Below are 26,733 nucleotides of genomic sequence, written 5' to 3' on the forward strand. Positions count from 1 at the left end.
GGGTGTAAATCCTAGTGGGCATGTACCCTGCGCGGAAAACAAACGCCAACGTGTAATGCCAGTCAGTTGAGCCGAACGGGGCTGCATTGCAGCCCTCGGCGGCGCCGATGAATGAGTCTGAAACCTTGACTGGCTGGCATCACACCAAACTGTCGGTTTTGTCATGAATTGCCGGGCCTGGGCATGTACAATGTCGGCTTTTGCCCGCAGCGGCATAAAGCCGCACTTTGTGGGCCGGCCCGATGGCCATCAAAACTAGACTGACTGGCGCTGGGCACACGATGTGGCCCAGGGAACATCAGACCATTAGCGATTTACGAGAGACGGATGAACATCACCAACCTTGCCAAACGACTTTGCCTGCCCGTACTGCTGATGCTCACGCCTGCTGCCTTCGCAGCAGAGCAGATGATGCCTGCCCCACCGCAGTTGGCTGCCAAGTCCTACGTACTCATGGACGCGTCCAGCGGCAACGTGCTGGTCGAGAACAACGGTGACGAGCGCCTGCCACCGGCCAGCCTGACCAAACTGATGACCGCCTACATCGCCACCGTCGATATCCGTCGTGGCCAGATCGGCGAAAACGACCCGGTCACCGTCAGCGAGAATGCCTGGCGCACTGGTGGTTCGCGTATGTTCATCAAGGTCGGCAGCCAGGTCACCGTCAGCGACCTGCTGCACGGCATCATCATCCAGTCCGGCAACGATGCCTCGGTCGCTTTGTCCGAGCACATCGCTGGCAGCGAAGACGCTTTCGCCGACATGATGAACAAGACCGCTGCCGAACTGGGCATGTCCAACAGCCACTTCATGAACCCCACCGGCCTGCCGAACCCGGAGCACTACTCCTCGGCGCACGACATGGCCGTGTTGGCCCGCGCGATCATCAACATCGACCCGGCTCACTACGCGATCTACTCGCAGAAAGAGTTCTTCTGGAACAACATCAAGCAGCCTAACCGCAACCTGCTGCTGTGGCGTGACAAGACCGTCGATGGTCTGAAAACCGGCCACACCGAAGAAGCCGGCTACTGCATGGTGGCATCGGCCGTGCGTGACGGTCAGCGTCTGATCGCCGTGGTGTTCGGCACCAACAGCGAACAAGCCCGCGCCGCCGAAACCCAGAAGCTGCTGACTTACGGCTTCCGCTTCTTCGAAACCCAGACCTTCTATCAGAAGGGCACCGAACTGACCAAAGCACCGGTGTGGAAGGGCGCCACCAGCGAAGTCAAAGCCGGCCTGGCCGAAGACCTGACCATGACCATGCCTAAAGGGCAGCTCAAGCGCCTGCAGGCTTCGATGACCATGAACCCGCAGCTCACCGCACCGATCGCCAAAGGTGACGTGATCGGTAAAGTGGAAGTCAAACTGGACGAGAATGTGGTTCACAGCGCCGACCTGATCGCCCTCGATGGCGTCGAGGAAGGTGGTTTCTTCCGCCGTATGTGGGATAGCATCCGTCTATTCTTCTACGGGTTGTTCAACTGATACGTGACCTGCAAGCCCCCGCGCATCTGCGGGGGCGTTGTTGTTGCCACGGCTTACGAGGCCGTTTCCGCCATGAGCGAACCTGACGTCAAGTCGCACAAAATCGAATTCCCCTGCGCCGATTACCCGATCAAGGTCATCGGCGACACCGTTGTCGGCTTCCGCGACACGGTGATCGAGATCCTGAGCAAGCATGCTAAGGTCGACCTTTCCACTTTGGCCGAACGCCAGAGCAAAGAAGGCAAGTACACCACCGTGCAGCTGCACATCGTCGCTGAAAGCGAAAACCAGCTGCATGACATCAACAGTGCCCTGCGTGCCACCGGCATCGTCAAAATGGTGCTCTGATGCCGCTTTGCCTCGGGGTGCGCGAGCTTGGCCTGCAACCGTATGAACCGGTACTGGAGGCTATGCGCCGCTTCACCGAGCAGCGCGGCCCGCACAGCCAGGACGAAATCTGGCTGGTCGAGCATCCCGCAGTCTTCACCCAGGGGCAGGCCGGCAAGGCCGAGCACCTGCTGGTGCCAGGCGATATTCCGGTGGTGCAGACTGACCGCGGCGGCCAGGTGACCTACCATGGCCCCGGGCAGCTCGTGGCTTACCTGCTGCTGGACGTGCGTCGCCTGGGTTTTGGCGTGCGCGACCTGGTCAGCCGTATCGAGCAGACCCTGATCGACCTGCTGGCCAGCTACGGCGTCAGCGCCATGGCCAAGCCCGATGCGCCAGGTGTCTATGTCGACGGAGCGAAAATCGCCTCCCTCGGCCTGCGAATCCGCAATGGCCGTTCGTTTCACGGCCTTGCCCTGAACGTGGACATGGACCTCGCGCCATTCCGCCGAATCAACCCCTGCGGGTATGCGGGGCTGGCAATGACCCAGCTGCGCGACCTGGCAGGCCCGATCGAACTCGACGAGGTCAGGACAAGGCTGCGCGGACAGCTGGTCAAGCACCTCGACTACGCTGAGCAGACGACCCTGACGGGCGGAATCGACTGAATATGACAACTGTGCAAGAAGCCGTGCCTAACCTGACCCCCACCCAGGATGCCACCGCGCGCCCAGCGCCGAAGAAAGTGGAAGCTGGAGTTAAGCTGCGTGGTGCTGAGAAAGTCGCGCGCATCCCGGTGAAGATCATTCCCACCGACGAGCTGCCGAAAAAGCCTGACTGGATCCGCGTGCGCATCCCGGTTTCGCCAGAGGTCGACCGTATCAAGCAACTGCTGCGCAAGCACAAGCTGCACAGTGTGTGTGAAGAGGCGTCCTGCCCGAACTTGGGCGAGTGCTTCTCCGGTGGTACTGCGACCTTCATGATCATGGGTGATATCTGCACCCGTCGTTGCCCGTTCTGTGACGTCGGCCACGGCCGGCCGAAGCCGCTGGACCTGGACGAGCCAAAGAACCTGGCCGTAGCCATCGCCGATCTGCGCCTCAAATATGTGGTGATCACTTCGGTTGACCGCGACGACCTGCGTGACGGTGGTGCGCAGCACTTTGCTGACTGCATTCGCGAGATCCGCGCCTTGTCGCCGGGCGTACAGCTGGAAACCCTGGTGCCGGACTACCGTGGCCGCATGGACGTCGCCCTGGAAATCACCGCGCAAACACCGCCAGATGTGTTCAACCACAACCTGGAAACAGTGCCGCGCCTTTACAAAGCTGCACGCCCTGGTTCGGACTACGACTGGTCCTTGGACCTGCTGCAGAAATTCAAGCAGATGGTGCCGCACGTGCCGACCAAATCGGGCCTGATGCTTGGTTTGGGCGAAACCGACGAGGAAGTGATCGAGGTGATGCACCGTATGCGTGAGCATGACATCGACATGCTGACCCTCGGCCAGTACCTGCAGCCTTCGCGCAGCCACTTGCCAGTGCAGCGTTTCGTTCACCCGGACACCTTTGCCTGGTTCGCCGAAGAAGGCTACAAGATGGGCTTCAAGAACGTAGCGTCCGGCCCGTTGGTGCGTTCGTCGTACCATGCCGACCAGCAGGCGCACGAAGCCAAGATCAAGCTCTGATCCGAGCCTGTGCTGAACATGCCGATGTGCGCTGAAAGGCGGCATCGGCATTTTTGTTTTTGCCTAAGGAGCTGCGATGCATCGCGCTGAATCCCCCGAATCTCGTTTGCCCAAAGCGCTGGGTGCCGACGCCTGTTTCGCCATCGTTGCCCCCGCCGGGCCAGCTCGCCTGGATACGCAAAAGGCTACCCAGTGGTTTGCCGAGCGTGGCCTGCGTTGCCGGATCTACCCAGGGGCTATGCAGGCCGCAGGTTACCTGGCAGGTAGCGATGAGCAGCGCCTGGCCGATTTGCATGAGGCTTTTGCCGACCCGGATATCCACGCCATCCTGTGCATGCGTGGCGGGTATGGCAGCATGCGGCTGCTCGACCGGCTGGATTTCCAGCTGATTGGCCGCAACCCTAAACCTCTGGTGGGCTACAGCGACATCACCGCGCTGCACACGGCCATCTATCGGCACACAGGGCTGCTCACCTTCCACGGCGCGATGCTCAATGCCGACCTGTTGGGCGCCAAGCTGCAGCCGACCGAGTCGTCGCTATTGGCGCAATTGGGTGGTTTGCTGGGCAAGGGCGATGCGATCGTTCATCCAGCCGAGATCGCCTTGCATAGCGTGACCCCTGGCGTTGCCAGTGGGCGATTGCTGGGTGGGAATCTGTCGATGCTAGGTGCGACGCTGGGCACAACGGCCGAAATCGAAACCCAAGGCTGTATTTTGTTCATCGAAGATGTCAACGAGCCGCTGTACCGGGTGGACAGGCTGCTCACCCAGCTGCACCTTGCCGGTAAGCTGGCAGGCATCAAGGGCGTGTTGGTGGGGGATTTTGCCGGGATAACCGTTGCCGCGTTGACGCCGTTGCTTGAGCAGACGTTCGGGCCGCTGGGCGTGCCAGTGTTGGCAGGGTGGCGCAGCGGGCACTGCGACCCGAATGTCTGTTTGCCGCTGGGGGCGCAGGTGAGGCTGGACACCCAGCAGCAGAGCTTGGTGCTGGAGCAGGATCTGTTTCAGGCTTGAGAGGGAGGGGCCGCACTGCGGCCCCCGATGCATCAGCGTTGGCGCAAGCTATCGAGCAGTTTATGAGTTGGGTAGCCATCGGCAGGCCACCCCAGTTGCTGCTGGGCATTGCGGATTGCTTTGCGGGTATTGGCTCCGATGATGCCATCCGGATTGCCGGCTTCGTGCCCGCTGGCGTTGAGCAGATTCTGCAACTCCATCCGCTCGCTGCGGCTTAATGGCAGATCTTCCTTCGGCCAGCTCCCGCTGATGAAGCCCCAGCCCGAGAAACGATCCCCCAGCAGGCTGACGGCCAGGGCGTAGGCCGACGAATTGTTGTACTTGAGAATGGCGCGGAAGTTGTCCAGCACCAAAAACGCTGGCCCACGAGCGCCGGCTGGCAGCAGTAAAGCCGCCGACAACTGGTTGCTACCCGCTGGCAGCTGAGTACCGGCCGGCAGCCTGACACCCATCTGCAACCATTCGTATACGGGCTTGCGCAGGGCGCCGTCTGCCTGCCAGAAGTCGAACCCTGCCGGAACCTGCACTTCGAAGCCCCACGGCTGGCCCTGCTTCCAGCCAGAGCTCTGTAGGTAATGCGCCGTCGAGGCCAGGGCGTCTGGTGTGCTGTTCCAGATATCACGGCGGCCATCGCCGTCGAAATCCACTGCATGGGTGTTATAGGTGGTGGGAATGAACTGGGTCTGGCCCATGGCGCCAGCCCACGAGCCACGCATGGTCTCAGGCTGGATATCGCCGTGTTGGATGATCTGCAGAGCGGCGATCAGTTGATCCTGAGCGAACTGTGGGCGGCGGCCTTCGTAGGCCAGGGTCGCCAGTGAGCGGATCACCGACTTATTGCCCTGGAACTGGCCGAAGTTGCTTTCCATGCCCCATACAGCGACCAGCACCTGGCGATCTACGCCATAACGTTGCTCGATACGGCCCAGCAATTCGGCATTCTGTTCCAGCAGCCTCTTACCGTTGCGCACGCGCAGCGGGGACAGTGCGCCCTCCAGGTATTCCCAGACTGGGCGGGTGAATTCGGGCTGGCTGCGGTCGGCCTTGATCACGTCCATATCGGGGGTGATGCCGAGAAACGCTCGGTCGAAGGTGCTTGGCGCGATCCCGGCCTGCAGTGCCTGCTGGCGGAAGTTGGCCTGCCACTGGGCAAAGGTTTGCAGCGGCTGGACTTCGGTGCTGATGTCAGGCGTGGCGCTGGGCAGGGTGACCACCGGCGCTGGCTGAGCGGGGGCCAGCGGCAGGGCGTCTGCGGCGGTGGGTTTTTCCGCGCAGGCGACGAGCAGGATGAAGCTGGAGGCCGCGAGTAACTGGCGGGATTTCCAACGGGGCAGAGGACTCAAGAGCATGCACAGATCCAGAATTGCAGGTCAGGTGCCGACCATATCATGCCTGCGCGCTGGATGCTTTCATGCGGCCAAAAAGTAAGAAGCCTCCCAATCTCTCGATTGGAAGGCTTCGCGGCGGTAGCTGCCTTTGCCCTTGTCCGGTCGCTCCTGGCGGCAGCGAAACAGCGGCTGGGCGATAATCGACTTGGCCTTGTTGGGGCCGTGTTTTTTCGGTTTTTTGCTCATGATCGAGGTCCCGGTTGGTGGCTTTGCGGGGCGAACTTTAGGCCGCAGAGGGGGGCGGGGCCAATTGATTGTGTATATGAGCTAACCCAGCGATGGATGGCACGGGGGTCGTCCATGTTTGCGCGTGGTCCCGCCCACAACGCAGCCCTGTTATTGCGCAGGGAGTACCAAGCGCTGCCCGGCCATCAATAGTGTCAGGCGCGACAGCGTTGTCCAAGGCGAGCCTTCGGCTTGGCCTTTGATTTGTGCATCGATGTGCTGGGCATCCTGCAGTAATTGCGCCCAGCGCTGCGCCGAGAGCCGCTGCAGGGCCTTGCTGACCAGCGGGCGGCGCTTGTCCCACACAGGCGGGCGCGCCTGGCTGAAGGCTTTGTCCAGTGGCACGCCTTGGCTGAATTGTTGCGCCAGCCCCGCCAGAAGGCGCAGCTCACGGGCCAGTGCCCAGAGAATCACCGGTGGCTCGACACCCTCGCCGCGCAAGCCTTCGAGCATGCGCAGGGCATGAGCGGCTTCGCCATTGAGAATGGCATCAACCAGCCCGAAAACGTCGAAGCGTGCGCTGTCGGCGACCGCAGCCTGCACCGTCTCGACAGTGACTTGGTTGCCGTCTGCCAGCAGTTTGAGCTTTTCGATTTCCTGAGCGGCTGCCAGCAAGTTGCCTTCGACCCGCGCGGCGATAAGGTCGACGGCATCGCGCTGGGCCGACAGCCCGGCCTGCGCCAGGCGTTGGTTGATCCATTGCGGCAACTGCTGGGCATCTACCGGCCAGATCTGGATGAACTGACAGTGGGCACCTTCGATCAGCGCCTTGCCCCACTTGGTCTTTTGCGCACTGCCATCGAGCTTGGGCAGGCTGACCAGCAGCAACGTATCCTCGGCCGGTTTGGCGCAGTACTCGATCAGCGCCGCAGCCCCTTTGTCACCGGGCTTGCCCGAGGGCAAGCGCAGCTCCAGCAGGCGGCGTTGGGCGAACAGCGACAAGCTGGCCCCTGCTTGCAGCAGGGTGCCCCAATCGAAGTTGGCGTCGGCGCTGAACACCTGGCGCTCGTCAAAACCTTGCGCGCGCGCGGCGGTACGGATGGCGTCGGCAGCCTCCTGGCACAGCAGCGGGTCATCGCCACTGACCACGTAAACCGGGGCCAGGCTACCTTGCAAGTGTTTGCCGAGTTGGGCGGGGGAGAGCTTCATGGGAGCAGGAGGGGCGCCGAAGCGCCCCGCGCGGGCTTATTTGCCCGGGATTTCCATCGGCGACTGCTGCGGCGTTTCCGCCTGCTGCCGGCGTGCTGCTTCGAGCGCCTCGGCCTCAGCCTTGGCACGGGCATCGGCCTTGGCCTGCAGTTCGTCAAGCTGCGAAGGCGTCAGCATCTGCAGACGCGAGACCATCGCTTGCACCAGATTGCGGCGCATTTCTTCGCGTGCACGCTGGGCTTCCTGATCGGAGCCGGTAATGTTGCCACCGTCACGAACATAGGTCTTGCGTACTTCCACCTTGTCGCTCAGCAATTCAAGGTTGTTCAGGCCCAGGATGCTGTAGTTGAGGGTGGTGGTGAGCTCGTACTCGGCCGTGGCGTTGCCGCCGGCGTAGCTTGCCGAGCGCGAGTTTTCCTGTTCGTTGGTCAGTACCAGGCGATAAGGCGCGCCGGTATGCACATTGACGCCGCTGCGCTGGAGTACTTCGCGCAGTTGCACCAGCGTCGGGCCGTAGGCGTTACGTGCGCTCACGTCCATTTCCTTGACACTCAACTCGTTGGTGCCAGTGCCGCGCAGCTGGAAACCGCAGGCGCTGAGCAGTACGGCCAGGCCCATTACCAGCAGATTGCGTTTGATCATGTTGTTGCTCCCTTGTGGGCCGATACCGCTCACCCGCACGTGGTACGGGTGAGCGTTGCCATCAGTTGGCTACGATGTTGACCAGTTTGCCCGGTACCACGATGACCTTGCGGATGGTCAGGCCATCGATGAAGCGCAGGACATTTTCATTGCTGCGGGCAGCGGCTTCGACTTCTTCGCGGCTTGCCGCAGCAGGCATCTCTACCTGGCCACGCAGCTTGCCGTTGACCTGCACCACCAGGGTGATGCTGTCCTGAACCAGGGCGCTTTCGTCCACCGCAGGCCAGTTGGCGTCGATCACAGCCTGATCGTGGCCCAGTTGCTTCCACAGCTCATGGGAGATGTGCGGGGTGATCGGTGCCAGCAGCAGGGTTACTGCTTCCAGGCCTTCTTGCAGCAAGGCGCGGTCTTGTTCGGTGGCCTGCGGAGCCTTTTCCAGCACGTTCATCACGGTCATCACCTGGGCGATGGCGGTGTTGAACTTGTGGAACTGACCCACGTCGGTGCTGGCCTGCTTGATCGCCGCGTGGATGGCGCGGCGGATGACCTTCTGCGCATCGTCCAGGGCAGCGACATCCAGCTTGCCCGGCAGGCCTTGGGCCACGTGTGCCTGGGCCAGGCGCCATACGCGGCGCAGGAAGCGGCTTGCGCCTTCAACGCCGGAGTCGGACCACTCCAAGCTTGCGTCAGGCGGCGAGGCGAACATCATGAACAGGCGGCAGGTGTCGGCACCGTACTGGTCGATCATCGACTGGGGGTCGACGCCGTTGTTCTTGGACTTGGACATCTTCTCGGTGCCACCGATTTCCACCGGCAGGCCGTCGGTCTTCAGGCGTGCGCCGATGATCTTAGCCTTGGCATCGCGCTCGATCTCGACGTCGGCCGGGTTGAACCAGTCCTTGCCGCCGTTGGCAGCCACACGGTAGTAGGTCTCGGCCACTACCATGCCTTGGGTCAGGAGGTTCTTGAACGGCTCGTTGGAAGTGACCAGGCCCTCGTCGCGCATTAGCTTGTGGAAGAACCGCGCGTACAGCAGGTGCAGGATCGCATGCTCGATACCACCGATGTACTGATCGACCGGCAACCAGTGGTTGGCCGCTTTCGGGTCGACCATGCCACCTTCGTAGTTAGGCGACGCGTAGCGGGCGAAGTACCAGGACGATTCCACGAAGGTGTCCATGGTGTCGGTTTCGCGTTTGGCCGCAGCGCCGCATTTCGGGCAGGTGCACTCGTAGAATTCAGGCATGCGCGCCAGTGGCGAACCAGCGCCGTCCGGCACCACGTTTTCTGGCAGGGTGACCGGCAGTTGCTCTTGCGGCACTGGCACATCACCGCACGACGGGCAGTGGATGATCGGAATCGGGCAGCCCCAGTAACGCTGGCGGCTGATGCCCCAGTCACGCAGGCGGAACTGGGTGCGCGACTTGCCCAGGTCCTTGCGGATGAGCGCGGCTTCGATGGCGTCGAAGGCGCCGGCGAAGTCCAGGCCGTCGAATTCGGCGGAATTGATCAGTTGGCCATGCTCGCCATAGGCGGCCTGCCACTCCTGGCCCACTTCATCGCCCGCACTGGTGCGCACTACGGCCTTGACCGGCAGGTCGTACTTGCGAGCGAACTCGAAGTCGCGCTCATCGTGGGCCGGCACAGCCATCACCGCGCCGTCGCCGTAGTGCATCAGCACATAGTTGGCGACCCACACCGGCAGCTTCTGGCCAGTGAGTGGATGCTGGACGAACAGGGAAGTGGGCATGCCCTTCTTCTCCTGGGTGGCCATGTCGGCCTCGGCCACGCTGCCGCTCTTGCATTCGTCGATGAATGCCTGCAGCGCCGGGTTGCCCTGGGCGGCCTGAGTGGCCAGTGGGTGCTCGGCAGCCACGGCGACGTAGGTTGCACCCATCAGGGTGTCAGGCCGGGTGGTGAACACCTTCAGGGTGCCTTCGTGGCCAATGCTGGCCTGGTCGTACGGGAACTGCACTTCCATGCCGCGCGACTTGCCGATCCAGTTGCGCTGCATGGTCTTGACCTGCTCAGGCCAGCCCGGCAGTTCGTCGAGGCTTTCCAGCAGCTCGTCGGCGTAGTCGGTGATGCGGAAGTAATACATCGGGATTTCGCGCTTTTCGATCAGCGCGCCCGAGCGCCAGCCGCGGCCATCGATGACCTGCTCGTTGGCCAGTACGGTCTGGTCGGCCGGGTCCCAGTTCACGGTCCCGTTCTTGCGATAGATGATGCCTTTTTCGAACAGGCGGGTGAACAGCCACTGCTCCCAGCGGTAGTAGTCCGGCTTGCAGGTGGTGACTTCACGCGCCCAATCGATGGCCAGGCCCAGGCTCTTGAGCTGGGTCTTCATGTACTCGATGTTTTCGTACGTCCACTTGGCCGGGGCGACATTGTTCTTCATTGCCGCGTTTTCTGCCGGCATGCCAAAAGCGTCCCAGCCCATCGGTTGCAGGACGTTCTTGCCCAGCATGCGCTGGTAGCGGGCAATCACGTCACCGATGGTGTAGTTGCGCACGTGGCCCATGTGTAGCTTGCCGCTCGGGTACGGGAACATCGACAGGCAGTAGTAGGTGTCCTTGCCAGGCTGTTCGGTAACAGCGAACGATTGTTGCTCGTCCCAGAAGTTCTGGGCGGCGGCTTCGATATCACGGGGCGTGTATTGTTCGTGCATGGCTACTTTTTGCTGAGAGGGAAGAGACTTTGTTCCAGGCAGCGGAACCTCGCTGCGTCCGGCACTCCGGTGTCGTATTAGAGTGAACGCCGTAGCATACAGCAGCGCCGCGCATCGTGGGAAACCTTGATTGCGAATGCCCGCTGGTCGCGGCATCCAGCTGCTTTTCGCAGCAACGCTAAGCTCAGGTGTGGGGGGAGATGTTATTTATCTTCAATGAGGTGAACGGATGGGAGAGACGCAGCTACCCGCAGTCAAACCGGAGCTTTACGAACGCCTGATCGACCGCCTTGGCCTGGCATTGGAAACCGCCAGAACATCGGTGCGATTGCGCGACGAGATGCCAGCCGAGCTGGAGTTGCGTGGCCTGAGCCATGCAGAGTTCGAAGTGATCAAGGCCTACCTGGAACGCCTCCCGGAACGCCGCAATGCCTGCGCCGGTACATTCCCGCAAGCGGAACCGACAACGGCAAAGATTATCTGGCTCAAGGACAAGAGACGCCCGCCTAGAGCGGCAGACACCAGGACGCTGCTCAATCGCTAGTGGTTCTGGCGCCAGGCGCAGACATGGCGCGGCGCGTTTACAACACACTTCTCGAATCGGCGCCGGTTCAGGCTTGTTGACCGGCGCCGTTCCTTTATAGGCTGCACGCCTTCCACGGAGGTGTGTCGATGCCAATTCGGTTTTTCATCAAGCAATGGCTTATGCCGCCTGGCGTGCTGTTCGTACTGCTGCTCGCTGCCTGGTGGTTGCGCAGGCGACGGCCTCGTCTGGCGGCACTGTGCTTTGCCGCAGGCTTGGGCGGGCTTTGGCTGATGAGTTTGCCGCTGGTGGTGCAGCAGGCTGCCCGCCTGTTGGAAACCGAACCGCCGTTAGCTACCGCAGATTGGGCCGGGCTGGCGAGCAAGGCTGACGCCATCGTGGTGCTCGGTGCTGGGCGCGAACGTGGCGACCCTGCCTGGGGTGGGGGTGACCAGCCCACTGCCACGGCGTTCGAACGCATACGTTTTGCGGCGCAACTGGCAAAGGCATCGGGCTTACCGGTGTTGACCAGCGGCGGCCTGCACTACGGCACGCCGCCCAGTGAAGCGGGGCTGATGGCTGATCGGCTGCGTGAGGATTTCGCGGTGCCGGTGAAGTGGCAGGAGCAGGCCAGCCGTACCACGTGGGAGAATGCCCAGTTCAGCGCAAAGCTGTTGCAACCGCTCGGCATCCGCCGGGTGGTGGTGGTGACCCAGGCCTGGCACATGCAGCGCTCGCGCTGGTGCTTCGAGCGTGCCGGCTTCGAGGTGGTCCCGGCGCCGGTCGGGTTCCTGGGGCGCGATCATGCCCGGCCGTTTGCCGGGTTGCTGCCAGAAAGCCGGGCCATGTGGCAGAGCGGGCAGTTGCTCAACGAAGCGGCAGGGTTGGTGGGGTATCGGTTGTTCTATTGAAACCTGCGCGGCCTTTTCGCAGGCAACCCCGCTCCCACTGTGGTCCGCCCATCACGCGTGATGAACTCCACCTGTGGGAGCGGTTGCAGCCGCGAAGATTCCGGCGCGGGCCATTCAGACGGTCTTGGCGATACGGCCTGCCAGCAGCGCCCAGCCCAGCAACAGTACGCACAGGATCGCCAGCGGCCAGGAGCGCCATTGCAGGTAGGGCGTCAGTTGCTGCATCGGCACCACGTCTCCATACAATACCGCCCGCTGGAACTGCGGCACTTGCGCGGTGATCTTGCCAAACGGGTCGATCAGCGCGGTTACGCCGTTGTTGGTGGCTCGGATCATCCAACGGCCAGCCTCCAGTGCGCGCATCTGTGCCATCTGCAAGTGTTGCAGCGGGCCGATCGAAGTGCCGAACCAGGTATCGTTGCTGATGGTCAGCAGCAGATCGCTGCGCGCCGCAAGGCCCGCTGCGAATTCTGGGTAGACCACTTCGTAGCAGATGAATGGTGCAACCTGGTAACCCTTGGCTTGCAGCAAGGGCTGGTCTTCAGGGCCACGGGCAAAGTCGGACATCGGCAGGTTGAAGAACTCGATCGCGCCGCGCAGCATGTCCTGCAGCGGTACATACTCGCCGAAAGGCACCAGCTTTTGCTTGAGGTAGGTGCCGTCGCCTTCGCCGGTCACCGTTACGCCGTTGTAGAAGCGGCGCTGGCGATGCACGATCTCACGTACGGGCACGCCGGTGATCAGCGCCGAATGCCGGTCGGCGGCAAAACGCCCCATCACGTCGATATAGCCCTGGGCCTGGTCCTTGAGTACCGGCACGGCGGTTTCCGGCCACACCAGCAGGTCGACCGGCTTGGACCTGAAGCTCATGTCGCGGTACAGCGCCAGTTGCGCATCGATGTGGGCTGGGTCCCATTTCAGATCCTGCTCGACATTGCCCTGCAGGGCCGCGACCTTCAAGGGGTCGCCCGCAGGCGTGGTCCAGGCGTGGCCCTTAAGGGCCATGCCGATCACCCAAGGCGCTAACAGCAGCACCACACCCACAGCCAGGAACGACGGGCGTTGGCGCAGACGGTGCAGGTTGCACAGCAGCGCAGCGGTCAATGCCAAGGTGAAGGAAACCAGCCACACCCCGCCCAGCGGTGCCAGGCCGGCAAGGGGACCGTCGAGCTGGCTGTAGCCGGCGTAGAGCCAGGGGAAACCGGTGAGGAACCAGCCCCGGAACGCCTCCTGCAACAGCCACAGCGCGGCAAAGCACAAGGCATCTGCCAGCGGCGCCTCGTTGCGCCGCAACCAGCGCGCCCATAACCAAGTGGGCAAGGCGAAGAACCAGGCGAGGGCGGCGAAGAATGCCAACAGCAGTGCGATCGCCAACAAAGGCGAAGCGCCGCCGTAGGTGTTCATGCTGACATAGATCCACCAGGTGCCGGCACCATACAGGCCGAAACCGAACCACCAGCCGCGCCACATGGCCTGGCGTGGGTTGAGTTCTCGTAGGCCCAGGTACAGCAGGGCAATGGACAACAAAGCCACCGGCCAGATATCGAACGGTGCCAGGGCCAGGAGCGTCGATGCGCCGGCCGCCAAGGCCAGCAGGTTACCGGGCCAGCCGGGGCGGGTGATCCAACGCATGTGAGTCCTTAACGGGTGATCGGGGTCAGTCGCAGCAAGTGTATCCGCCGGCTGTCGGCGTTGAGAATACGGAACTTGTAGGCGCCGATCTCGGTGGTTTCATTACGCTTGGGCAGGTGGCCGAAGGCGCTCATCACCAAGCCGCCAACGGTGTCGAACTCGTCATCGGAGAACCCGCTGTCGAAGAACTCATTGAAGTTGTCGATCGGGGTCAACGCCTTGACCAGGAAGTCGCCACTTGGCAGCGGCTTGATGTAGCTGTCTTCTTCGACGTCATGCTCGTCTTCGATATCGCCGACGATCTGCTCCAGCACGTCCTCGATGGTCACCAGCCCGGCCACGCCGCCGTATTCGTCGATAACGATGGCCATGTGGTTGTGGTTGGCGCGAAATTCGCGCAGCAGCACGTTCAGGCGTTTGGACTCCGGCACGAAGGTGGCCGGGCGCAGCAAGTCCTTGATGTTGAAGCTGTCGCCGTTCTCCTTGAGGATCAGCGGCAGCAGGTCCTTGGCCAGCAGGATCCCGAGCACATCGTCATGGCTTTCGCCGATCACCGGGTAGCGCGAGTGGGCGGCGTCGATGACCGCCGGCAGGAATTCGCGCGGCGATTGGGTCGCCTTGATGCTGATCATTTGCGAACGCGGAACCATGATGTCGCGAACCTGCAGGTCTGCAACCTGGATGGCACCCTCGACGATGGTCAGCGCTTCGCTGTCGAGCAGCTTGTTCTGATGGGCTTCGCGCAGCAGCTCAAGGAGCTCCTGGCGGTTTTTCGGCTCATGGGCAAAAGCCTGGGTCAGTTTACCCAGCCAGGACTTTTGCCCGTTGCTCGATCGATCTTCGCTCATGGCGTTTCTCGTGATCCTTGGTGTATCAGTGTGTGAGAGGTTCGTTTTCATCGTCGGCATAGGGGTCGGGGTGACCCAGTTCTGCCAGCAATTCCCGTTCCAGCGCTTCCATTTCCTCGGCCTCATCGTCCTCGATGTGGTCGTAGCCGAGTAGGTGCAGGCAGCCGTGAATTACCAGGTGTGCCCAGTGGGCTTGCAAGGCTTTGCCCTGTTCGGCAGCCTCGCGCTCGACCACTGGCACGCAAATCACCAGATCCCCCAACAGTGGGATATCCAGCAGATCGTCGGGTACGTCCGCCGGGAACGACAGGACGTTGGTCGCGTAATCTTTGTGCCGATAGGTGTGATTTAGTTCGCGGCCTTCGGCTTCGTCGACCAGACGAATGGTCATCTCGGAATCGGCGCTGCGCTGGCGCAAGGCCAGCTCGCACCAGCGGCGGAAAGCAGCGTCATCCGGGGCGGCAGCGTCCGTAGCCCTTTGCAAATCGAGCTCAAGCATCTTTGCCGGGCGCCTCGGGCTTGGCCTGACGGGCATCGAAGCGGTCATAGGCTTCGACGATACGCTGTACCAGTGGGTGACGAACCACATCCTTGGGTTGGAAGTGGGTGAAGCTGATGCCCGGCACGTCCTTGAGCACCTCGATCACATGGGCCAGGCCCGACTTGGTGCCACGCGGCAGATCGACCTGGGTGATGTCACCGGTGATCACCGCCGTGGAGCCGAAGCCGATGCGGGTGAGGAACATCTTCATCTGCTCGAGGGTGGTGTTCTGGCTCTCGTCAAGGATGATGAAGCTGTTGTTCAGTGTGCGGCCGCGCATGTAGGCCAGCGGGGCGATCTCGATCACCTGGCGCTCGATCAGCTTGGCCACGTGCTCGAAGCCGAGCATCTCGTACAGCGCGTCGTACAGCGGGCGCAGATACGGGTCGATCTTCTGAGCCAGGTCGCCGGGCAGGAAGCCGAGCTTTTCACCCGCTTCAACAGCTGGGCGCACCAGCAGGATGCGGCGCACCTGCTCGCGTTCCAGGGCATCGACGGCGCAGGCCACGGCGAGATACGTCTTGCCGGTACCCGCAGGGCCAATGCCGAAGTTGATGTCGTTGCCCAGGATTTCCTTGACGTAACGCTGCTGGTTGACGCCGCGCGGGCGGATGTTGCCCTTGCGCGTGCGCAACGAAACGCTCACTTCATTCACCGCCGGGTTGTCGATGTTCTCGACCGTCGACTCCTGCAGGTACAGGTGCACGGTTTCCGGCGACAACTCGGTGGCCTTGGCCTCACGGTAGAGACGGCGCAGCAGTTGCTCGGCAGCGGAGGTGGTCTTGGGTTCGCCGATCAGCTCGAATTGGTTGCCGCGGTTGCGGATTTCGATAGCCAGGCGTTGTTCGATCAGGCGCAGGTGCTCGTCGAACTGGCCGCACAAATTGGCGAAACGGTGGGCCTCGAAAGGTTCGAGGATGAAACGATGAGGTTGTATGGGTGCGTTCAAGGTCGTTTTTAGCCGCTCGTCGGCGATGGAATTGAACTCAAGAATAACCCTTGAGCGGCAGTGGCGAAAGCACTGAAACGATCAAGGGTAGGTATGGGCCGCCAGGCTGCGTTTGCCGGAGGCTGCTCTGCTATGATGCGCGCCTTTTCTTACGCATGTGCTATCGCGCCGATCATGAGCAAACGTGAACCTGCCATCTATAAAGTGATCTTCCTCAATCAGGGGCAGGTCTTCGAAATGTATGCCAAACAGATCTATCAGAGCGACCTGTGGGGCTTTCTGGAAATCGAGGAGTTCGTGTTCGGCGAGCGCACCCAAGTGGTGGTCGACCCCAGCGAAGAGAAGCTCAAGAACCAGTTCGAAGGGGTGATTCGCAGCTTCGTACCCATGCACTCGATCGTGCGTATCGACGAAGTGGAGCGGCTTGGCACTGCCAAGATCAGCGAAGCCAAGGCCGGCGGCAACGTCATGCCATTCCCGATGCCCATGCCGGAGCGCTGAGCCTCAGGGAAGTGGCGAGAACGGTGTGCGCCCTTCGGCGTTCTGCAGTTCCAACAGGTATTTGCGGAAGATCTGCCCAAGTACCTGGGTAGCGTGCTCCAGCTCGTCGCGCGGCATCTGCTCGGTCACTTCGTCGGCCATGTCCAGGGCGTCTTCTGCGCCGTTGACCGCAGCCATTTTCAGCAGGATGTAGGCCTGCACGTTGTTGGCCTTGACCCCTTCGCCATGGAAGAACATGGCGCCAAGGCGGTACTGCGCTTGGGCATGGCCTTGCAAAGATGCCTTTTGGTACCAGTCCAGGGCCTTTTTGAGGTTTTGGGGCGTTAGCGTGTAGTAATACTCGCCAAGCTCGAACTGCGCCTGGGCGTCCCCGGTCGCCGCTGCCTGCTCGCAGGTTTTGAGCGCGTTCTGCAGGTCTTCTGGCTGAACATTGAGCGTGCAGCGCCCCGTTGCCGGAATCAGCAACGAGTTACCGCCCTCCGCCAAGGCCAGCAGGGGCTGAAGAAGCAACAGGCAGCCCAGGGTCAGGGCGCGGCCGGTGCGGTTCATGGGGATCGACTTACCTCTGCAAAGCTGCGGCCAATGTCTCTGGTGGCACATTATGGGATAAGCAGCGCCAACCTTACAAAGTTTTACGCGAATTTCTCTATTGATAAAGCTTTGCTGATTCTACAGCGCATTTATTCCGTGCACGGGCCTCTTGCCAGCCAGTCCACTCCCATAAGTAAATGCATCACTGTAGGAGCGGGTACACCGGCGAAGAGGCCCCTGCAGGCCAACCTTTACTTCAGCGCGGCAAAGGCTTTTTCAGCAGCGTCCAGGGTAATTTGCAGCTCTTTTTCCCCATGAACGATCGAGGTGAAGCCTGCTTCGAACGCGCTCGGCGCCAGGTACACGCCGCCGTCGAGCATCAGGTGGAAGAAGCGCTTGAACCGTTCGGCGTCGCTGGCCATCACATCGTCGAAGGTGACGATGTCGTCGGCGCCACTGAAGTACAGGCCGAACATGGCGCCTGCCTGGGTGGTCACGAACGGTACGCCAGCAGCGTCGGCGCGTTGTTGCAGGCCGTCGAGCATGCGGCTGGTGAATGCGCTGAGTTCGTCGTGGAAGCCGGGGCGGCTGATCAGTTTCAAGGTCGTCAGGCCGGCAGCCATGGCCAGGGGGTTACCCGACAGTGTACCGGCTTGATAGACCGGCCCCAGCGGCGCGATGCAGCCCATGATCTCGCGCTTGCCACCGAAGCAACCCACCGGCATGCCACCGCCGACGATCTTGCCGAAGGTCGACAGGTCCGGCTTGATCCCGTAGTGACCTTGGGCGCCGCCCAGCGAAACGCGAAAACCGGTCATCACTTCGTCGAAAATCAGCACCACGCCGTGCTTGTCGCACTGCTCGCGCAGCCCTTCGAGGAAGCCAGGTGCTGGTGGTACGCAGTTCATGTTGCCGGCGACCGGTTCAACGATGATGCAGGCGACGGTCTGGCCCACTTCGGCCAGGGTCTTTTCCACGGCTGCAATGTCGTTGAACGGCAGGGTCAGGGTGTGCTTGGCGAAGTCCGCTGGGACGCCTGCCGAGCTTGGCACGCCTTGGGTCAGCAGGCCGGAACCTGCCTTGACCAGCAAGCTGTCGGAGTGGCCGTGGTAGCAGCCTTCGAACTTGATGATGGCGTCACGGCCGGTGTAGCCACGGGCCAGGCGTATGGCGCTCATGGTCGCCTCGGTGCCGGAGCTGACCATGCGCACCATTTCCATCGACGGCACCAGCGAGCAGACCAGGTCGGCCATTTCGGTTTCCATGGCGGTCGGCGCCCCGTAGGACAGGCCGTGTTCGAGCTGGCGGCGCACTGCGTCGAGCACGTCTGGGTGGCCGTGGCCAAGGATCATCGGGCCCCAGGAGCCGACGTAGTCGACATAGCGCTTGTCATCTTCATCGACGACATAAGCGCCCTCAGCGTGCTTGAAGAACAGTGGGGTGCCTCCGACGCTCTTGAAGGCGCGGACTGGCGAGTTTACGCCGCCAGGAATGTGCTTCTGGGCTTGGGCGAACAGGGCTTCGGAACGGGACATAGGGGTCTTCTCTCGAAATCAGGAAGCGAACAGGGCGTTGAAGGCGCGGGCGCGGCGGGTGACTTCCTGCGCGCTGTCGGCGCCGAACAGGCCGTGGATCACCGCCAGTAGATCGGCACCGTGGGCGATCAGCGGGGCGGCATTGTCAAGGGTGACACCACCGATCACGGCGATCGGCAGTTTCACCTGGGCGCGGGCCTGCTCCAGCAGTTCAAGGTTGGCAGCCGGCGCGCCGGGCTTGGTGACGGAATTGAAGAAACGGCCGAAGGCGACATAGCTGGCGCCTTCCTGGGCCGCTTGTGCGGCCAGCTCGAGGCTGGCGTGGCAGGTGGACCCGATGATGGCCTGGCGGCCCAGCAAGGCACGGGCCGGGGTCAGTGGGCCGTCGGTCTGGCCCAGGTGCACACCGACGCCCAGGCGCGCGGCCAGTTCGGCATCGTCGTTGATCACAAGCCCAGTGCCGTAGCGCTCGCACAGCTTCATCAGTGCCTCGGCCTCGCGCAAGCGGCGCGCGGCGTCGTCACTCTTGTCGCGGTACTGCAGCAGGCACACGCCGCCTTCCAGCGCGGCTTCGACATGAGACAGGAAACGGCCGGCGAGCAGCTGGCTGTCGGTGATGGCGTACAGGCCGCGTAGTTTCATTGATAGCCTCTTTTCAGCTGCAGAAATCCAGGGGCAGGCGGCGCGGTACGTACTGGCCCCTGCCCAATTGCTCGGCGTCGCGCAGGGTGCGCCAGGTGTAATCCAGCGAGCTTTTCACTGCGCTTTGCAGGTGCTCGCCAAGGGCCAGGCGACCGGCCAAGGCGCTGGCCAGGGTGCAGCCAGAGCCATGGTAACTGCCAGGCAAGCGTTGGCAGGTCCAGGTGTGGCTTTGGCCGTCGCGGCTGTACAGGCGGTTATGGATTTCGTCTTCGTCGCCGTGGCCGCCGGTGATCAGCAGGTGCTTGCAAAACGGCAACAGCTTTTCGGCGCATTCGTCGGCAGTGCCCTCGGGCAGTTCGGCCAGGATGCGAGCTTCAGGCAGGTTTGGCGTGGCGATGGTCGCAAGCGGCAGCAAACGCTCGCGCAGGGCATAGCCGACTTCGTCCTTACCTAGGCGGCCACCACCACCGGCACGCAGCACCGGGTCACAGACCATCGGCAGGTGCGGGTGAGCACTGAGCAGTTCGGCGACAGTGTCGACCATGCCGATCGAGCCGAGCATGCCCAGCTTGACGGCGGCCACCGTGGAGTCGACCAGCACGGCGTTTGCCTGGGCCAGCACCCATTCACGGTCGAGCACACGGAAGTCGGAAACGTTGACGGTATCCTGCACGGTCAGGGCGGTCACGGTAGGTGCTGCGTGACAGCCTTGAGCGATCAGGGCTTCGATATCTGCCTGCAAGCCGGCGCCGCCACTTGGGTCGTGGCCGGAGAGACAGAGGACAACGGGGCGGGAGCTGTAGGTATTCATGGTCGGCGAGCTTACCACCAAACCCATTTGTGCGAATCGCCCGCCCAGTCAGATTTGCTGACCATGCAGTCAAATTCTCTCGTCGAATGCCCCTAAAAGCCTTGATTTAGAGCCTTTTTAGTGAAAATTCGTACGGTCGGTTGCCTGGGTTGAAAGCTATGCTAGAGTGCTCGGATAACTCGATAAACGGGCTCTGCCGGATTTCGTCGTCTCAAAGGGATCGGAGGCCACCGCGACGCGACCGTGCAGGCGAAGCTGGGGCTGTATGCGCTATTTGCTGATTATGCTGCTGGGCTTGTTGCCCGCTCTGGCCGCAGGCGTCGAATTCGACGAAGCGACTCGTTACCTCCCGTTGGGCAAGGTCATGCAGGTCTACGAAGACCCTGATGGCAGCGCCAGCATCGCCCAGGTCAGCGCCCCCCTGTTCGCCAGCCGTTTTCGCACCCACCACCAGGACGTGCTGAACGCCGGCTATTCGACTTCGGTGTTCTGGCTCAAGGTCGACCTGCATTACCGGGCCTCTGCCACTGCCCAGCCGCGGCAATGGCTGCTGGAGCTGGCCTATCCCCCCATGGACCACATCGAGCTGTATCTGCCTGACAGCGATGGTCAGTTCCGCCTGGCCCAGCACACTGGCGATGCCTTGCCCTACGCCAGCCGACAGATACGCCAGAACAACTACCTGTTCGAGCTTCCACTGCAGCCAGGGCAGTCGACCACAGCCTACTTGCGTGTGTATAGCCAGGGCTCGGTACAGGTACCCTTGGCATTATGGTCCGCCGAAGCCTACATGGAAGACCAGCCGACGCGGTTCTATGTGCTTGGCATGATCTACGGCGTGTTGCTGGTGATGGCGGTGTACAACCTGTTCATCTACCTCAGCGTGCGCGACGTCAGTTACCTGTATTACATCCTCTACATTGCCGCGTTCGGCTTGTATCAAGTGTCGGTCAACGGTGCAGGGGTTGCCTATCTGTGGCCAGACAGCCCTTGGTGGGCGAATGCCGCAACACCCATGTTCATTGGTGCTGCAGGGCTGTTCGGTTGCCAGTTTGCGCGTCACTTCCTGCAGCTGGGCAAGGTTAGCCGCAGCCTGGACCGGTGGCTGCAAGTGTTGATGCTCGGTGGGGTGCTGGTGATGGTGCTGTCGGTGAGCATGCCGTACGGCATCGCCCTGCGAATGGCCACGGTGCTGGCGCTGCTGTTCACCGTGAGTATCTTCGCTGCCGGTTTATACGCCTGGCTGCGCGGCATGCGCGTTGCACGCTGGTTCATCATCGCCTGGACGGCGTTTCTGATCGGTGGGCTAGTCAACACCCTCATGGTGCTGGGATATCTGCCAAACCTGTTCATTACCATGTACGCCAGCCAGTTGGGTTCAGCGCTGGAAGTGGCACTGCTGTCGCTGGCCCTGGCCGACCGTATTAACAGCATGCGTGAGCAGCAGGCGCAGAACTTGCGTGACGCCGGCCAGGCCCTGGAGCACTTGAACCAGCAACTGGCCAGAAGCAACCACATCAAGGACGAGTTCCTCGCCACCATCACCCATGAACTGCGCACGCCGATGAATGGGGTAATTGGCTCGCTGGAGCTGATGCAGACATTGCCGATGAGTGCCGAGATGGCTCAGTACCAGCGTACGGCGGTCGGTTCTGCCCAGGACATGATGGACATGGTGGATGACATTCTCACCTTGAGCGAGCTACAGGCTGGCCGCATGCGCCCACAAACCCAGCCGTTCAGCCTGCGGCATACGCTGCATGAGCTGCGCGCTGGCTATGCCGGTACGGCCTTGGGCAAGGGCTTGTATCTGAGCCTGGATATTCCTGCCGATCTGCCGGACGAGCTCCTGGGCGATGCCCAGAAAATAGCCCGCTGCCTGGGTTGTCTGGTGGACAACGGTCTGAAATTCACCCATCAGGGGGGCGTGATGGTGCAGGTCCGCGGCCGTCGCCTTGGCCCGGACAGCCTGGTACTGACCTTTGCGGTCAGCGACAGTGGAATTGGGTTCGACGACCTTGACCAAGCCATTCTCTACCAGCGTTTCTACCAGGTTGATGGCTCCATGACCCGGCGTTACGGCGGGCTGGGCATTGGCTTGTCGATCTGTCGGCAGTTGACCGAGTTGCTGGGCGCCAGGCTGTCCCATGAATCGACGCGGGGCGTGGGCAGCCGCTTCGAGCTGGCCTTGAATGTGGCCATCGCCCAGGTGCAGGTGCCGCCGGGCAGGGCTTTTTCGGGGGCTACGCGGCTGTAGGTGCATGCCTTGAGAAGTTTGGCGCCTGTGAGACCGAGCGCCGCCCGCGCGGCGCATCGCGAGCTTTGCTCGCTCCTACGTTTGTTTCGGGCCAGTAACGCCTGTGACAGGCGCGCGCGACCGCCTGGTTCATACAACGCGATATCGCGCCAGGCCCCAAAGCGTTCGCGCGCAAATCCCGCAGGATTGATTGGCCCGAAACAAACGTAGGAGCGAGCGCAGCTCGCGATGCGCCGCGCGGGCGGCGCTCGATCCCGCAGGCGTCAAAGATGTTGCGGCAAGCCCTCGGAGCCCTTCATTCACCCTGCCACCTGTTTAGTCATTATTGCCACTTTGACTGCACCGCAGGGAGTGCTTCACTGGGCCTTTCAGGCATGCCCGGATCCAGGAGCTCCCGATGAACCTGCACCAGTACGCTGAAACCCACGAAGTCACCAATCAACCGCCGTCACTCGACGGTGCCAACCTGTACCGCCTCGACCTGCCGCTGCAAGAGTGGTCGCGGCGCTTTGGGGCCGGGTGGGCCGAATCGCGGATCGATGCCTATGGTGCCTTGGCGGGCGGGCCGCTGATGGCTGCGGGGTTCCTGGCCAATGCGCACAAACCGCAATTTCAGAGCCACGACCGCTACGGCCACCGCATCGATCTTGTGGAGTTCCACCCTGCCTATCACGAACTGATGCGCACTGCCGTCGAGCATGGCCTGCCTTCCTTGCCTTGGGCTGAACCCCGGCCAGGCGCCCATGTAGCGCGTGCGTCGATGACTTACCTGCACAGCCAGGCCGAGGCCGGCACCGGTTGCCCGCTGACCATGACCTTCGCTGCCGTGCCCGCCCTCAGGCTGCAGCCGGAGTTGGCCGAATACTGGCTGCCAAAGATCCTCGCCTGCGAGTACGACCCACGCAATGTCGGTGACCGGCACAAGGCCGGGGTCACCCTCGGCATGGCCATGACCGAGAAGCAGGGCGGCACCGACGTGCGCGCCAATACCACCCGCGCATACCCGGTGGGCAGCCCTGGCCCCGGCCAGCCTTACGAACTGGTGGGGCACAAGTGGTTCTGTTCGGCGCCGATGTGCGATGCCTTTCTCACCTTGGCGCAAACCGACAAGGGCCTGAGCTGCTTCCTGTTGCCACGCCATCGCCCTGACGACAGCCGCAACCAGTTCTATATCCAACGTCTGAAAAACAAGCTGGGCAACAGCTCGAATGCTTCCAGCGAAGTCGAGTTTCGCGGCGCCCTGGCGTGGATGGTGGGCGAGGAGGGGCGCGGGGTGCCGACCATCATCGAAATGGTCGCGATGACCCGCTTCGATTGCATGGTCGGCTCCAGCGCCCTGATGCGTCAGGCCCTGACCCAGGCCGCACATCATTGCGCCCATCGCAAGGTCGGTGGCCGAGTGCTCAGCGAGCAGCCCCTGATGCAGAACGTGCTGGCTGACCTGGCGCTGGAAAGCGAGGCGGCATTGGCGCTGAGCTTGCGCATGGGGCAGGCCTTGGAGCAGCTCGATGACCCCCAGCAGGCGCACTTCGCCCGGCTGGTCACGGCAGTTGGCAAATACTGGATCTGCAAGCGGGCGCCGGCGATGATCAACGAGGCCGCTGAGTGCCTGGGCGGTGCCGGTTATGTCGAGGACAGCATTCTGCCACGGCTGTACCGCGAAGCGCCGGTCAACTCGACCTGGGAAGGCTCTGGCAATGTGCAATGCTTGGATGTGCTGCGCGCGTTGTCCAAAGAAGGCGGTGTGCTCGATGCGTTGTTCGCCGAACTTGGGGACGGGCATGGTGACCCCCGCCTGGCCGCGCATATTGGCAACCTCAAGGGAGCGTTCGCCGATACCGGCGATATCCAGTACAGGGCGCGGCAGCTTACCGAGGATATTGCCTTGGCAGTGCAGGCTAAGTTGCTTCTGGAAGCCGGCAACGCCGCCGTCAGCGATGCCTTCATCGCCAGCCGTCTGAACGGGGGCGGGCGGGTGTACGGCGCACTGCCCCGTGGCATCGATGTGCAGGCCCTGTTGGCACGGTCGACGCCCGCCTGGCCGAGTTGATTAGCGCGCTTGAGCATCGGGGGTGTATTTAGACACAAAGGCAGGCAAGATGGCTGACATGCATGTCCAGACAGGAAGCCCAGTGTGAGCCAAGCTTTTGTAGTCGTAGATACCCCCGAACAGGCCGTCGATCGTCTGGCGGCCTTGCATGAACAGGCCACCGGGGCCCTGAGCCAGGCCCTCAAGCGTTACCTGAAGGACCGTACCGAGCCCGACGCCGATGAGCGCGCCCTCTATCGTTACCCGGCACTGCGCCTGACCTATTACAGCCACGGCGAGGTAGCCGCCACTACTCGCGCCTATGCCAAGGTACAGGTCGCTGGCACTTACAGTGTCACCGTCACCCAGCCAGCAGCGTTCCGTGGTTACCTGCTGGAGCAACTACGCCCACTGATGCATGACTACACGGTGACCGTGGAAGTCGGCGTCAGCGAGCAGAACATTCCTTACCCCTATGTGGTGGACCAGGGCGATGAGCTGGCCGGCAGTGGCATCACCGCCGCCGAACTTGCGCGGGTGTTCCCCAGCACCGACCTGTCGGCAGCCACCGACAATATTGCCGATGGCCTGTACGACTGGGACAGTGCCGAAACCCTGCCGCTGGCGTTGTTCGATGCCGCACGTGTGGACTTCTCGCTGCGCCGCCTGGTGCATTACACCGGCAGCGACTGGCGCCACGTGCAGCCATGGATTCTGCTGACCAACTACCACCGCTACGTTGACCAGTTCATCAGCCATGGGCTTGATCAACTGCGCGATGACCCGCGCTTCGTGCGCATGGTCTTGCCGGGCAACGTAGTGATCGAGAAGGGCATGGACCACGGTGAAGCGCAGGCCCTGGTGGCCAGCGTGGTCTGGCACCGCTACCAGATGCCGGCCTATCACCTGATCGCCGGTGACGGTGATGGCGTGACTCTGGTCAACATCGGCGTTGGCCCATCCAACGCCAAGAACATCACCGACCACCTGGCGGTGCTGCGCCCGCACTGCTGGCTGATGATCGGCCACTGCGGCGGCCTGCGCCAGTCGCAAACCATTGGCGACTACGTACTGGCCCACGCCTACATGCGCCGTGACGGTATCCTCGATCGCGTGGTGCCGCCCAATATCCCCATCCCGGCATTGGCAGAGGTGCAATTGGCCCTGCAGGAGGCTGCTGCACAGGTAACCGGCGAGCGTGGCGAAGAGCTCAAAAAGCGCCTGCGTACCGGCACCGTGCTCACCTACGACGACCGCAACTGGGAGCTGCGCTGGGCTCAGGAACGCCCGCTGATCAACCTCTCCCGCGCGGTGGCGGTGGATATGGAAAGTGGCACCATTGCGGCCCAGGGCTATCGGCTGCGCGTGCCGTACGGCACGTTGCTGTGCGTTTCCGACAAGCCCTTGCACAGCGAAATCAAGCTGCCAGGCTCGGCCAACGCCTTCTATAACCGTGCCGTCAGCCAGCATCTTAAGATCGGCATCGCCGCGCTGGACTTGCTGCGCACCGAGCTCAATTCGTTGCACTCGCGTAAACTGCGCAGCTTCGATGAGCCGCCGTTCCGCTGAGGATCCATGCCACTGCCACCCCGTTCCAAGCCGCGCCGCCCCCCGGCGCGGCCTGCTGGCCCCCGTCGCCAGGCCAAGGCGCCACCGGCCGAGCCACGCCTGATACTGTTCAACAAGCCCTTTGACGTACTGACCCAGTTCAGCGACGGTGAGGGGCGGGCGACGCTCAAGGATTTCATCGACATCCCTGGCGTCTACCCCGCCGGTCGCCTGGACCGCGACAGCGAAGGGTTGCTGCTGCTGACCAACGATGGCGGGCTGCAGGCGCGCATTGCCGACCCTAAGCACAAGCTGCCCAAGACATACTGGGTGCAGGTGGAAGGCGAGCCGAGCGAAGAGCAGATCCAGCGTCTACGTGATGGCGTACAGCTCAATGACGGCCCGACGTTGCCCGCCCAAGCGCGCCGGCTGGCCGAGCCCGAGCTGTGGCCGCGCAATCCGCCGGTGCGTTTTCGTAAAAGCGTGCCGACCTGCTGGTTGGAGTTGGTGATCCGCGAAGGGCGTAACCGCCAGGTGCGACGCATGACGGCGGCGGTGGGGTTGCCTACCTTGCGCCTGGTGCGAGTGCGTATCGGTGACTGGGCACTGGATGGGCTCGAGCAGGGCTGCTGGCGAGAAGTGGCGCCTAAGCTTACGCGCTAGACCCCCTCGATAAACGCCACCACCACACTTTTGATAATGAACGCCAGCACCCCCAGCCCAAGCACGAAGAACAGGATGAGGGTGCCGAAGCGCCCTGCCTTGGACTTTTTTGCCAAGTCCCAGACGATGAAACCCATGAAACCGATCAGCACGGTGACCAGTACGATCATCATCCACTCTTCGAATACGGCGGGATCCATCGGTGTTCTCCAGGCAGGCGGGG

The 26,733-nt window shown here is 62.3% G+C and carries 26 protein-coding genes; 12 read left to right on the forward strand and 14 right to left on the reverse strand.

Annotated elements, in window-relative coordinates:
- Positions 1 to 327 precede the first annotated feature (327 nt).
- From HU725_RS02820 to HU725_RS02840, 5 genes are all read left to right on the forward strand, one after another.
- On the forward strand, positions 328 to 1,488 hold the full coding sequence (locus HU725_RS02820) for a D-alanyl-D-alanine carboxypeptidase family protein (protein WP_060479212.1): 1,161 nt from the start codon (positions 328 to 330) through the stop codon (positions 1,486 to 1,488).
- Positions 1,489 to 1,560: 72 nt separating this feature from the next.
- Positions 1,561 to 1,836 carry a DUF493 domain-containing protein gene (locus HU725_RS02825; protein WP_060479211.1) on the forward strand — a complete coding sequence of 92 codons (276 nt, stop codon included), beginning with the start codon at positions 1,561 to 1,563 and terminating at the stop codon, positions 1,834 to 1,836.
- Entirely contained in the window at positions 1,836 to 2,483 is a 648-nt protein-coding gene (lipB, locus tag HU725_RS02830; protein WP_060479210.1) for a lipoyl(octanoyl) transferase LipB, read from the forward strand. Before HU725_RS02825 ends, lipB begins: the two co-directional genes overlap by 1 nt.
- 2 nt (positions 2,484 to 2,485) lie before the next feature.
- Positions 2,486 to 3,502 carry a lipoyl synthase gene (gene lipA, locus HU725_RS02835; RefSeq protein WP_060479209.1) on the forward strand — a complete coding sequence of 339 codons (1,017 nt, stop codon included), beginning with the start codon at positions 2,486 to 2,488 and terminating at the stop codon, positions 3,500 to 3,502.
- A 76-nt stretch (positions 3,503 to 3,578) separates the two neighbouring features.
- A complete protein-coding gene (locus tag HU725_RS02840; protein WP_186478765.1) occupies positions 3,579 to 4,517 on the forward strand; it encodes a S66 peptidase family protein in 939 nt (312 codons plus the stop codon).
- 32 nt (positions 4,518 to 4,549) lie between these two features.
- Here the strand turns inward: HU725_RS02840 and HU725_RS02845 are convergent, their stop codons facing one another.
- The 5 genes from HU725_RS02845 to leuS form a co-directional block, all read right to left on the reverse strand.
- On the reverse strand, positions 4,550 to 5,866 hold the full coding sequence (locus tag HU725_RS02845; protein WP_186478766.1) for a lytic murein transglycosylase: 1,317 nt from the start codon (positions 5,864 to 5,866) through the stop codon (positions 4,550 to 4,552).
- A 60-nt stretch (positions 5,867 to 5,926) separates the two neighbouring features.
- The gene (gene arfA, locus HU725_RS02850) at positions 5,927 to 6,091 is read right to left on the reverse strand and encodes an alternative ribosome rescue factor ArfA (protein WP_027917766.1); all 165 of its coding nucleotides are present in this window, start codon (positions 6,089 to 6,091) and stop codon (positions 5,927 to 5,929) included.
- Between the two features lie 150 nt (positions 6,092 to 6,241).
- A complete protein-coding gene (gene holA, locus HU725_RS02855; protein WP_186478767.1) occupies positions 6,242 to 7,279 on the reverse strand; it encodes a DNA polymerase III subunit delta in 1,038 nt (345 codons plus the stop codon).
- A gap of 36 nt (positions 7,280 to 7,315) precedes the next feature.
- Complete coding sequence (locus HU725_RS02860) at positions 7,316 to 7,921, reverse strand: LPS-assembly lipoprotein LptE (protein ID WP_186478768.1); 606 nt, start codon at positions 7,919 to 7,921, stop codon at positions 7,316 to 7,318.
- A gap of 61 nt (positions 7,922 to 7,982) precedes the next feature.
- A complete protein-coding gene (gene leuS, locus HU725_RS02865; RefSeq protein WP_060479205.1) occupies positions 7,983 to 10,589 on the reverse strand; it encodes a leucine--tRNA ligase in 2,607 nt (868 codons plus the stop codon).
- A gap of 229 nt (positions 10,590 to 10,818) precedes the next feature.
- Between leuS and HU725_RS02870 the strand changes: the two genes are divergently transcribed.
- Entirely contained in the window at positions 10,819 to 11,133 is a 315-nt protein-coding gene (locus HU725_RS02870; RefSeq protein WP_186478769.1) for a hypothetical protein, read from the forward strand.
- 128 nt (positions 11,134 to 11,261) lie between these two features.
- On the forward strand, positions 11,262 to 12,023 hold the full coding sequence (locus tag HU725_RS02875) for a YdcF family protein (protein ID WP_186478770.1): 762 nt from the start codon (positions 11,262 to 11,264) through the stop codon (positions 12,021 to 12,023).
- A 114-nt stretch (positions 12,024 to 12,137) separates the two neighbouring features.
- Here the strand turns inward: HU725_RS02875 and lnt are convergent, their stop codons facing one another.
- Genes lnt through HU725_RS02895 form a run of 4 tightly spaced genes read right to left on the reverse strand, consistent with a single transcriptional unit; the run spans position 12,138 to position 15,993 of the window.
- Positions 12,138 to 13,655, reverse strand: coding sequence for an apolipoprotein N-acyltransferase (gene lnt / locus HU725_RS02880; protein ID WP_186478771.1), 1,518 nt, complete (start codon positions 13,653 to 13,655; stop codon positions 12,138 to 12,140).
- An 8-nt stretch (positions 13,656 to 13,663) separates the two neighbouring features.
- Complete coding sequence (locus HU725_RS02885; protein ID WP_060479201.1) at positions 13,664 to 14,503, reverse strand: CorC family transporter; 840 nt, start codon at positions 14,501 to 14,503, stop codon at positions 13,664 to 13,666.
- Between the two features lie 25 nt (positions 14,504 to 14,528).
- Complete coding sequence (gene ybeY, locus HU725_RS02890) at positions 14,529 to 15,002, reverse strand: rRNA maturation RNase YbeY (protein WP_060479200.1); 474 nt, start codon at positions 15,000 to 15,002, stop codon at positions 14,529 to 14,531.
- Positions 14,995 to 15,993, reverse strand: coding sequence for a PhoH family protein (locus HU725_RS02895; protein WP_060479199.1), 999 nt, complete (start codon positions 15,991 to 15,993; stop codon positions 14,995 to 14,997). Before HU725_RS02895 ends, ybeY begins: the two co-directional genes overlap by 8 nt.
- Positions 15,994 to 16,167: 174 nt before the next feature.
- On the opposite strand from HU725_RS02895, the gene HU725_RS02900 reads away from it, so the two are divergent.
- The gene (locus tag HU725_RS02900) at positions 16,168 to 16,494 is read left to right on the forward strand and encodes a DUF1820 family protein (RefSeq protein ID WP_060479241.1); all 327 of its coding nucleotides are present in this window, start codon (positions 16,168 to 16,170) and stop codon (positions 16,492 to 16,494) included.
- Positions 16,495 to 16,497: 3 nt separating this feature from the next.
- Here HU725_RS02900 and HU725_RS02905 read toward each other — a convergent pair whose 3' ends face one another.
- From HU725_RS02905 to HU725_RS02920, 4 genes are all read right to left on the reverse strand, one after another.
- Entirely contained in the window at positions 16,498 to 17,043 is a 546-nt protein-coding gene (locus tag HU725_RS02905) for a tetratricopeptide repeat protein (protein ID WP_060479198.1), read from the reverse strand.
- 233 nt (positions 17,044 to 17,276) lie between these two features.
- Positions 17,277 to 18,560, reverse strand: a complete 1,284-nt coding sequence (gene hemL, locus HU725_RS02910) for a glutamate-1-semialdehyde 2,1-aminomutase (protein ID WP_060479197.1) — start codon at positions 18,558 to 18,560, stop codon at positions 17,277 to 17,279.
- 18 nt (positions 18,561 to 18,578) lie between these two features.
- Positions 18,579 to 19,202 (reverse strand): thiamine phosphate synthase, encoded by a 624-nt coding sequence (thiE, locus tag HU725_RS02915; RefSeq protein ID WP_060479196.1) that lies wholly within the window; start codon positions 19,200 to 19,202, stop codon positions 18,579 to 18,581.
- A 13-nt stretch (positions 19,203 to 19,215) separates the two neighbouring features.
- Positions 19,216 to 20,013, reverse strand: a complete 798-nt coding sequence (locus tag HU725_RS02920) for a hydroxymethylpyrimidine/phosphomethylpyrimidine kinase (RefSeq protein ID WP_186478772.1) — start codon at positions 20,011 to 20,013, stop codon at positions 19,216 to 19,218.
- 265 nt (positions 20,014 to 20,278) lie between these two features.
- Here HU725_RS02920 and HU725_RS02925 point away from each other — a divergent pair, with 265 nt between their 5' ends.
- The 4 genes from HU725_RS02925 (at position 20,279) to HU725_RS02940 (ending at position 26,510) form a co-directional block, all read left to right on the forward strand.
- Positions 20,279 to 22,270, forward strand: a complete 1,992-nt coding sequence (locus HU725_RS02925; RefSeq protein ID WP_186478773.1) for a sensor histidine kinase — start codon at positions 20,279 to 20,281, stop codon at positions 22,268 to 22,270.
- Positions 22,271 to 22,667: 397 nt separating this feature from the next.
- Positions 22,668 to 24,320 (forward strand): acyl-CoA dehydrogenase family protein, encoded by a 1,653-nt coding sequence (locus HU725_RS02930; RefSeq protein WP_186478805.1) that lies wholly within the window; start codon positions 22,668 to 22,670, stop codon positions 24,318 to 24,320.
- An 84-nt stretch (positions 24,321 to 24,404) separates the two neighbouring features.
- On the forward strand, positions 24,405 to 25,868 hold the full coding sequence (gene amn, locus HU725_RS02935; RefSeq protein WP_186478806.1) for an AMP nucleosidase: 1,464 nt from the start codon (positions 24,405 to 24,407) through the stop codon (positions 25,866 to 25,868).
- Positions 25,869 to 25,874: 6 nt separating this feature from the next.
- A complete protein-coding gene (locus HU725_RS02940; RefSeq protein ID WP_225915512.1) occupies positions 25,875 to 26,510 on the forward strand; it encodes a pseudouridine synthase in 636 nt (211 codons plus the stop codon).
- Here HU725_RS02940 and HU725_RS02945 read toward each other — a convergent pair.
- Positions 26,507 to 26,710, reverse strand: coding sequence for a DUF2788 domain-containing protein (locus HU725_RS02945; protein WP_060479464.1), 204 nt, complete (start codon positions 26,708 to 26,710; stop codon positions 26,507 to 26,509). The two genes, HU725_RS02940 and HU725_RS02945, sit on opposite strands and share 4 nt — an antisense overlap.
- Positions 26,711 to 26,733 lie beyond the last annotated feature (23 nt).

The organism is Pseudomonas promysalinigenes, assembly GCF_014269025.2.
In the GTDB taxonomy this organism is placed as follows: domain Bacteria; phylum Pseudomonadota; class Gammaproteobacteria; order Pseudomonadales; family Pseudomonadaceae; genus Aquipseudomonas; species Aquipseudomonas promysalinigenes.

Coding starts and splice junctions, on each gene's coding strand:
- HU725_RS02820 (WP_060479212.1), top strand. CDS start 328: ATGAACATCACCAACCTTGCCAAACGACTTTGCCTGCCCGTACTGCTG.
- HU725_RS02825 (WP_060479211.1), top strand. CDS start 1,561: ATGAGCGAACCTGACGTCAAGTCGCACAAAATCGAATTCCCCTGCGCC.
- lipB (WP_060479210.1), top strand. CDS start 1,836: ATGCCGCTTTGCCTCGGGGTGCGCGAGCTTGGCCTGCAACCGTATGAA.
- lipA (WP_060479209.1), top strand. CDS start 2,486: ATGACAACTGTGCAAGAAGCCGTGCCTAACCTGACCCCCACCCAGGAT.
- HU725_RS02840 (WP_186478765.1), top strand. CDS start 3,579: ATGCATCGCGCTGAATCCCCCGAATCTCGTTTGCCCAAAGCGCTGGGT.
- HU725_RS02845 (WP_186478766.1), bottom strand. CDS start 5,866: ATGCTCTTGAGTCCTCTGCCCCGTTGGAAATCCCGCCAGTTACTCGCG.
- arfA (WP_027917766.1), bottom strand. CDS start 6,091: ATGAGCAAAAAACCGAAAAAACACGGCCCCAACAAGGCCAAGTCGATT.
- holA (WP_186478767.1), bottom strand. CDS start 7,279: ATGAAGCTCTCCCCCGCCCAACTCGGCAAACACTTGCAAGGTAGCCTG.
- HU725_RS02860 (WP_186478768.1), bottom strand. CDS start 7,921: ATGATCAAACGCAATCTGCTGGTAATGGGCCTGGCCGTACTGCTCAGC.
- leuS (WP_060479205.1), bottom strand. CDS start 10,589: ATGCACGAACAATACACGCCCCGTGATATCGAAGCCGCCGCCCAGAAC.
- HU725_RS02870 (WP_186478769.1), top strand. CDS start 10,819: ATGGGAGAGACGCAGCTACCCGCAGTCAAACCGGAGCTTTACGAACGC.
- HU725_RS02875 (WP_186478770.1), top strand. CDS start 11,262: ATGCCAATTCGGTTTTTCATCAAGCAATGGCTTATGCCGCCTGGCGTG.
- lnt (WP_186478771.1), bottom strand. CDS start 13,655: ATGCGTTGGATCACCCGCCCCGGCTGGCCCGGTAACCTGCTGGCCTTG.
- HU725_RS02885 (WP_060479201.1), bottom strand. CDS start 14,503: ATGAGCGAAGATCGATCGAGCAACGGGCAAAAGTCCTGGCTGGGTAAA.
- ybeY (WP_060479200.1), bottom strand. CDS start 15,002: ATGCTTGAGCTCGATTTGCAAAGGGCTACGGACGCTGCCGCCCCGGAT.
- HU725_RS02900 (WP_060479241.1), top strand. CDS start 16,168: ATGAGCAAACGTGAACCTGCCATCTATAAAGTGATCTTCCTCAATCAG.
- HU725_RS02905 (WP_060479198.1), bottom strand. CDS start 17,043: ATGAACCGCACCGGCCGCGCCCTGACCCTGGGCTGCCTGTTGCTTCTT.
- hemL (WP_060479197.1), bottom strand. CDS start 18,560: ATGTCCCGTTCCGAAGCCCTGTTCGCCCAAGCCCAGAAGCACATTCCT.
- thiE (WP_060479196.1), bottom strand. CDS start 19,202: ATGAAACTACGCGGCCTGTACGCCATCACCGACAGCCAGCTGCTCGCC.
- HU725_RS02920 (WP_186478772.1), bottom strand. CDS start 20,013: ATGAATACCTACAGCTCCCGCCCCGTTGTCCTCTGTCTCTCCGGCCAC.
- HU725_RS02925 (WP_186478773.1), top strand. CDS start 20,279: ATGCGCTATTTGCTGATTATGCTGCTGGGCTTGTTGCCCGCTCTGGCC.
- HU725_RS02930 (WP_186478805.1), top strand. CDS start 22,668: ATGAACCTGCACCAGTACGCTGAAACCCACGAAGTCACCAATCAACCG.
- HU725_RS02940 (WP_225915512.1), top strand. CDS start 25,875: ATGCCACTGCCACCCCGTTCCAAGCCGCGCCGCCCCCCGGCGCGGCCT.
- HU725_RS02945 (WP_060479464.1), bottom strand. CDS start 26,710: ATGGATCCCGCCGTATTCGAAGAGTGGATGATGATCGTACTGGTCACC.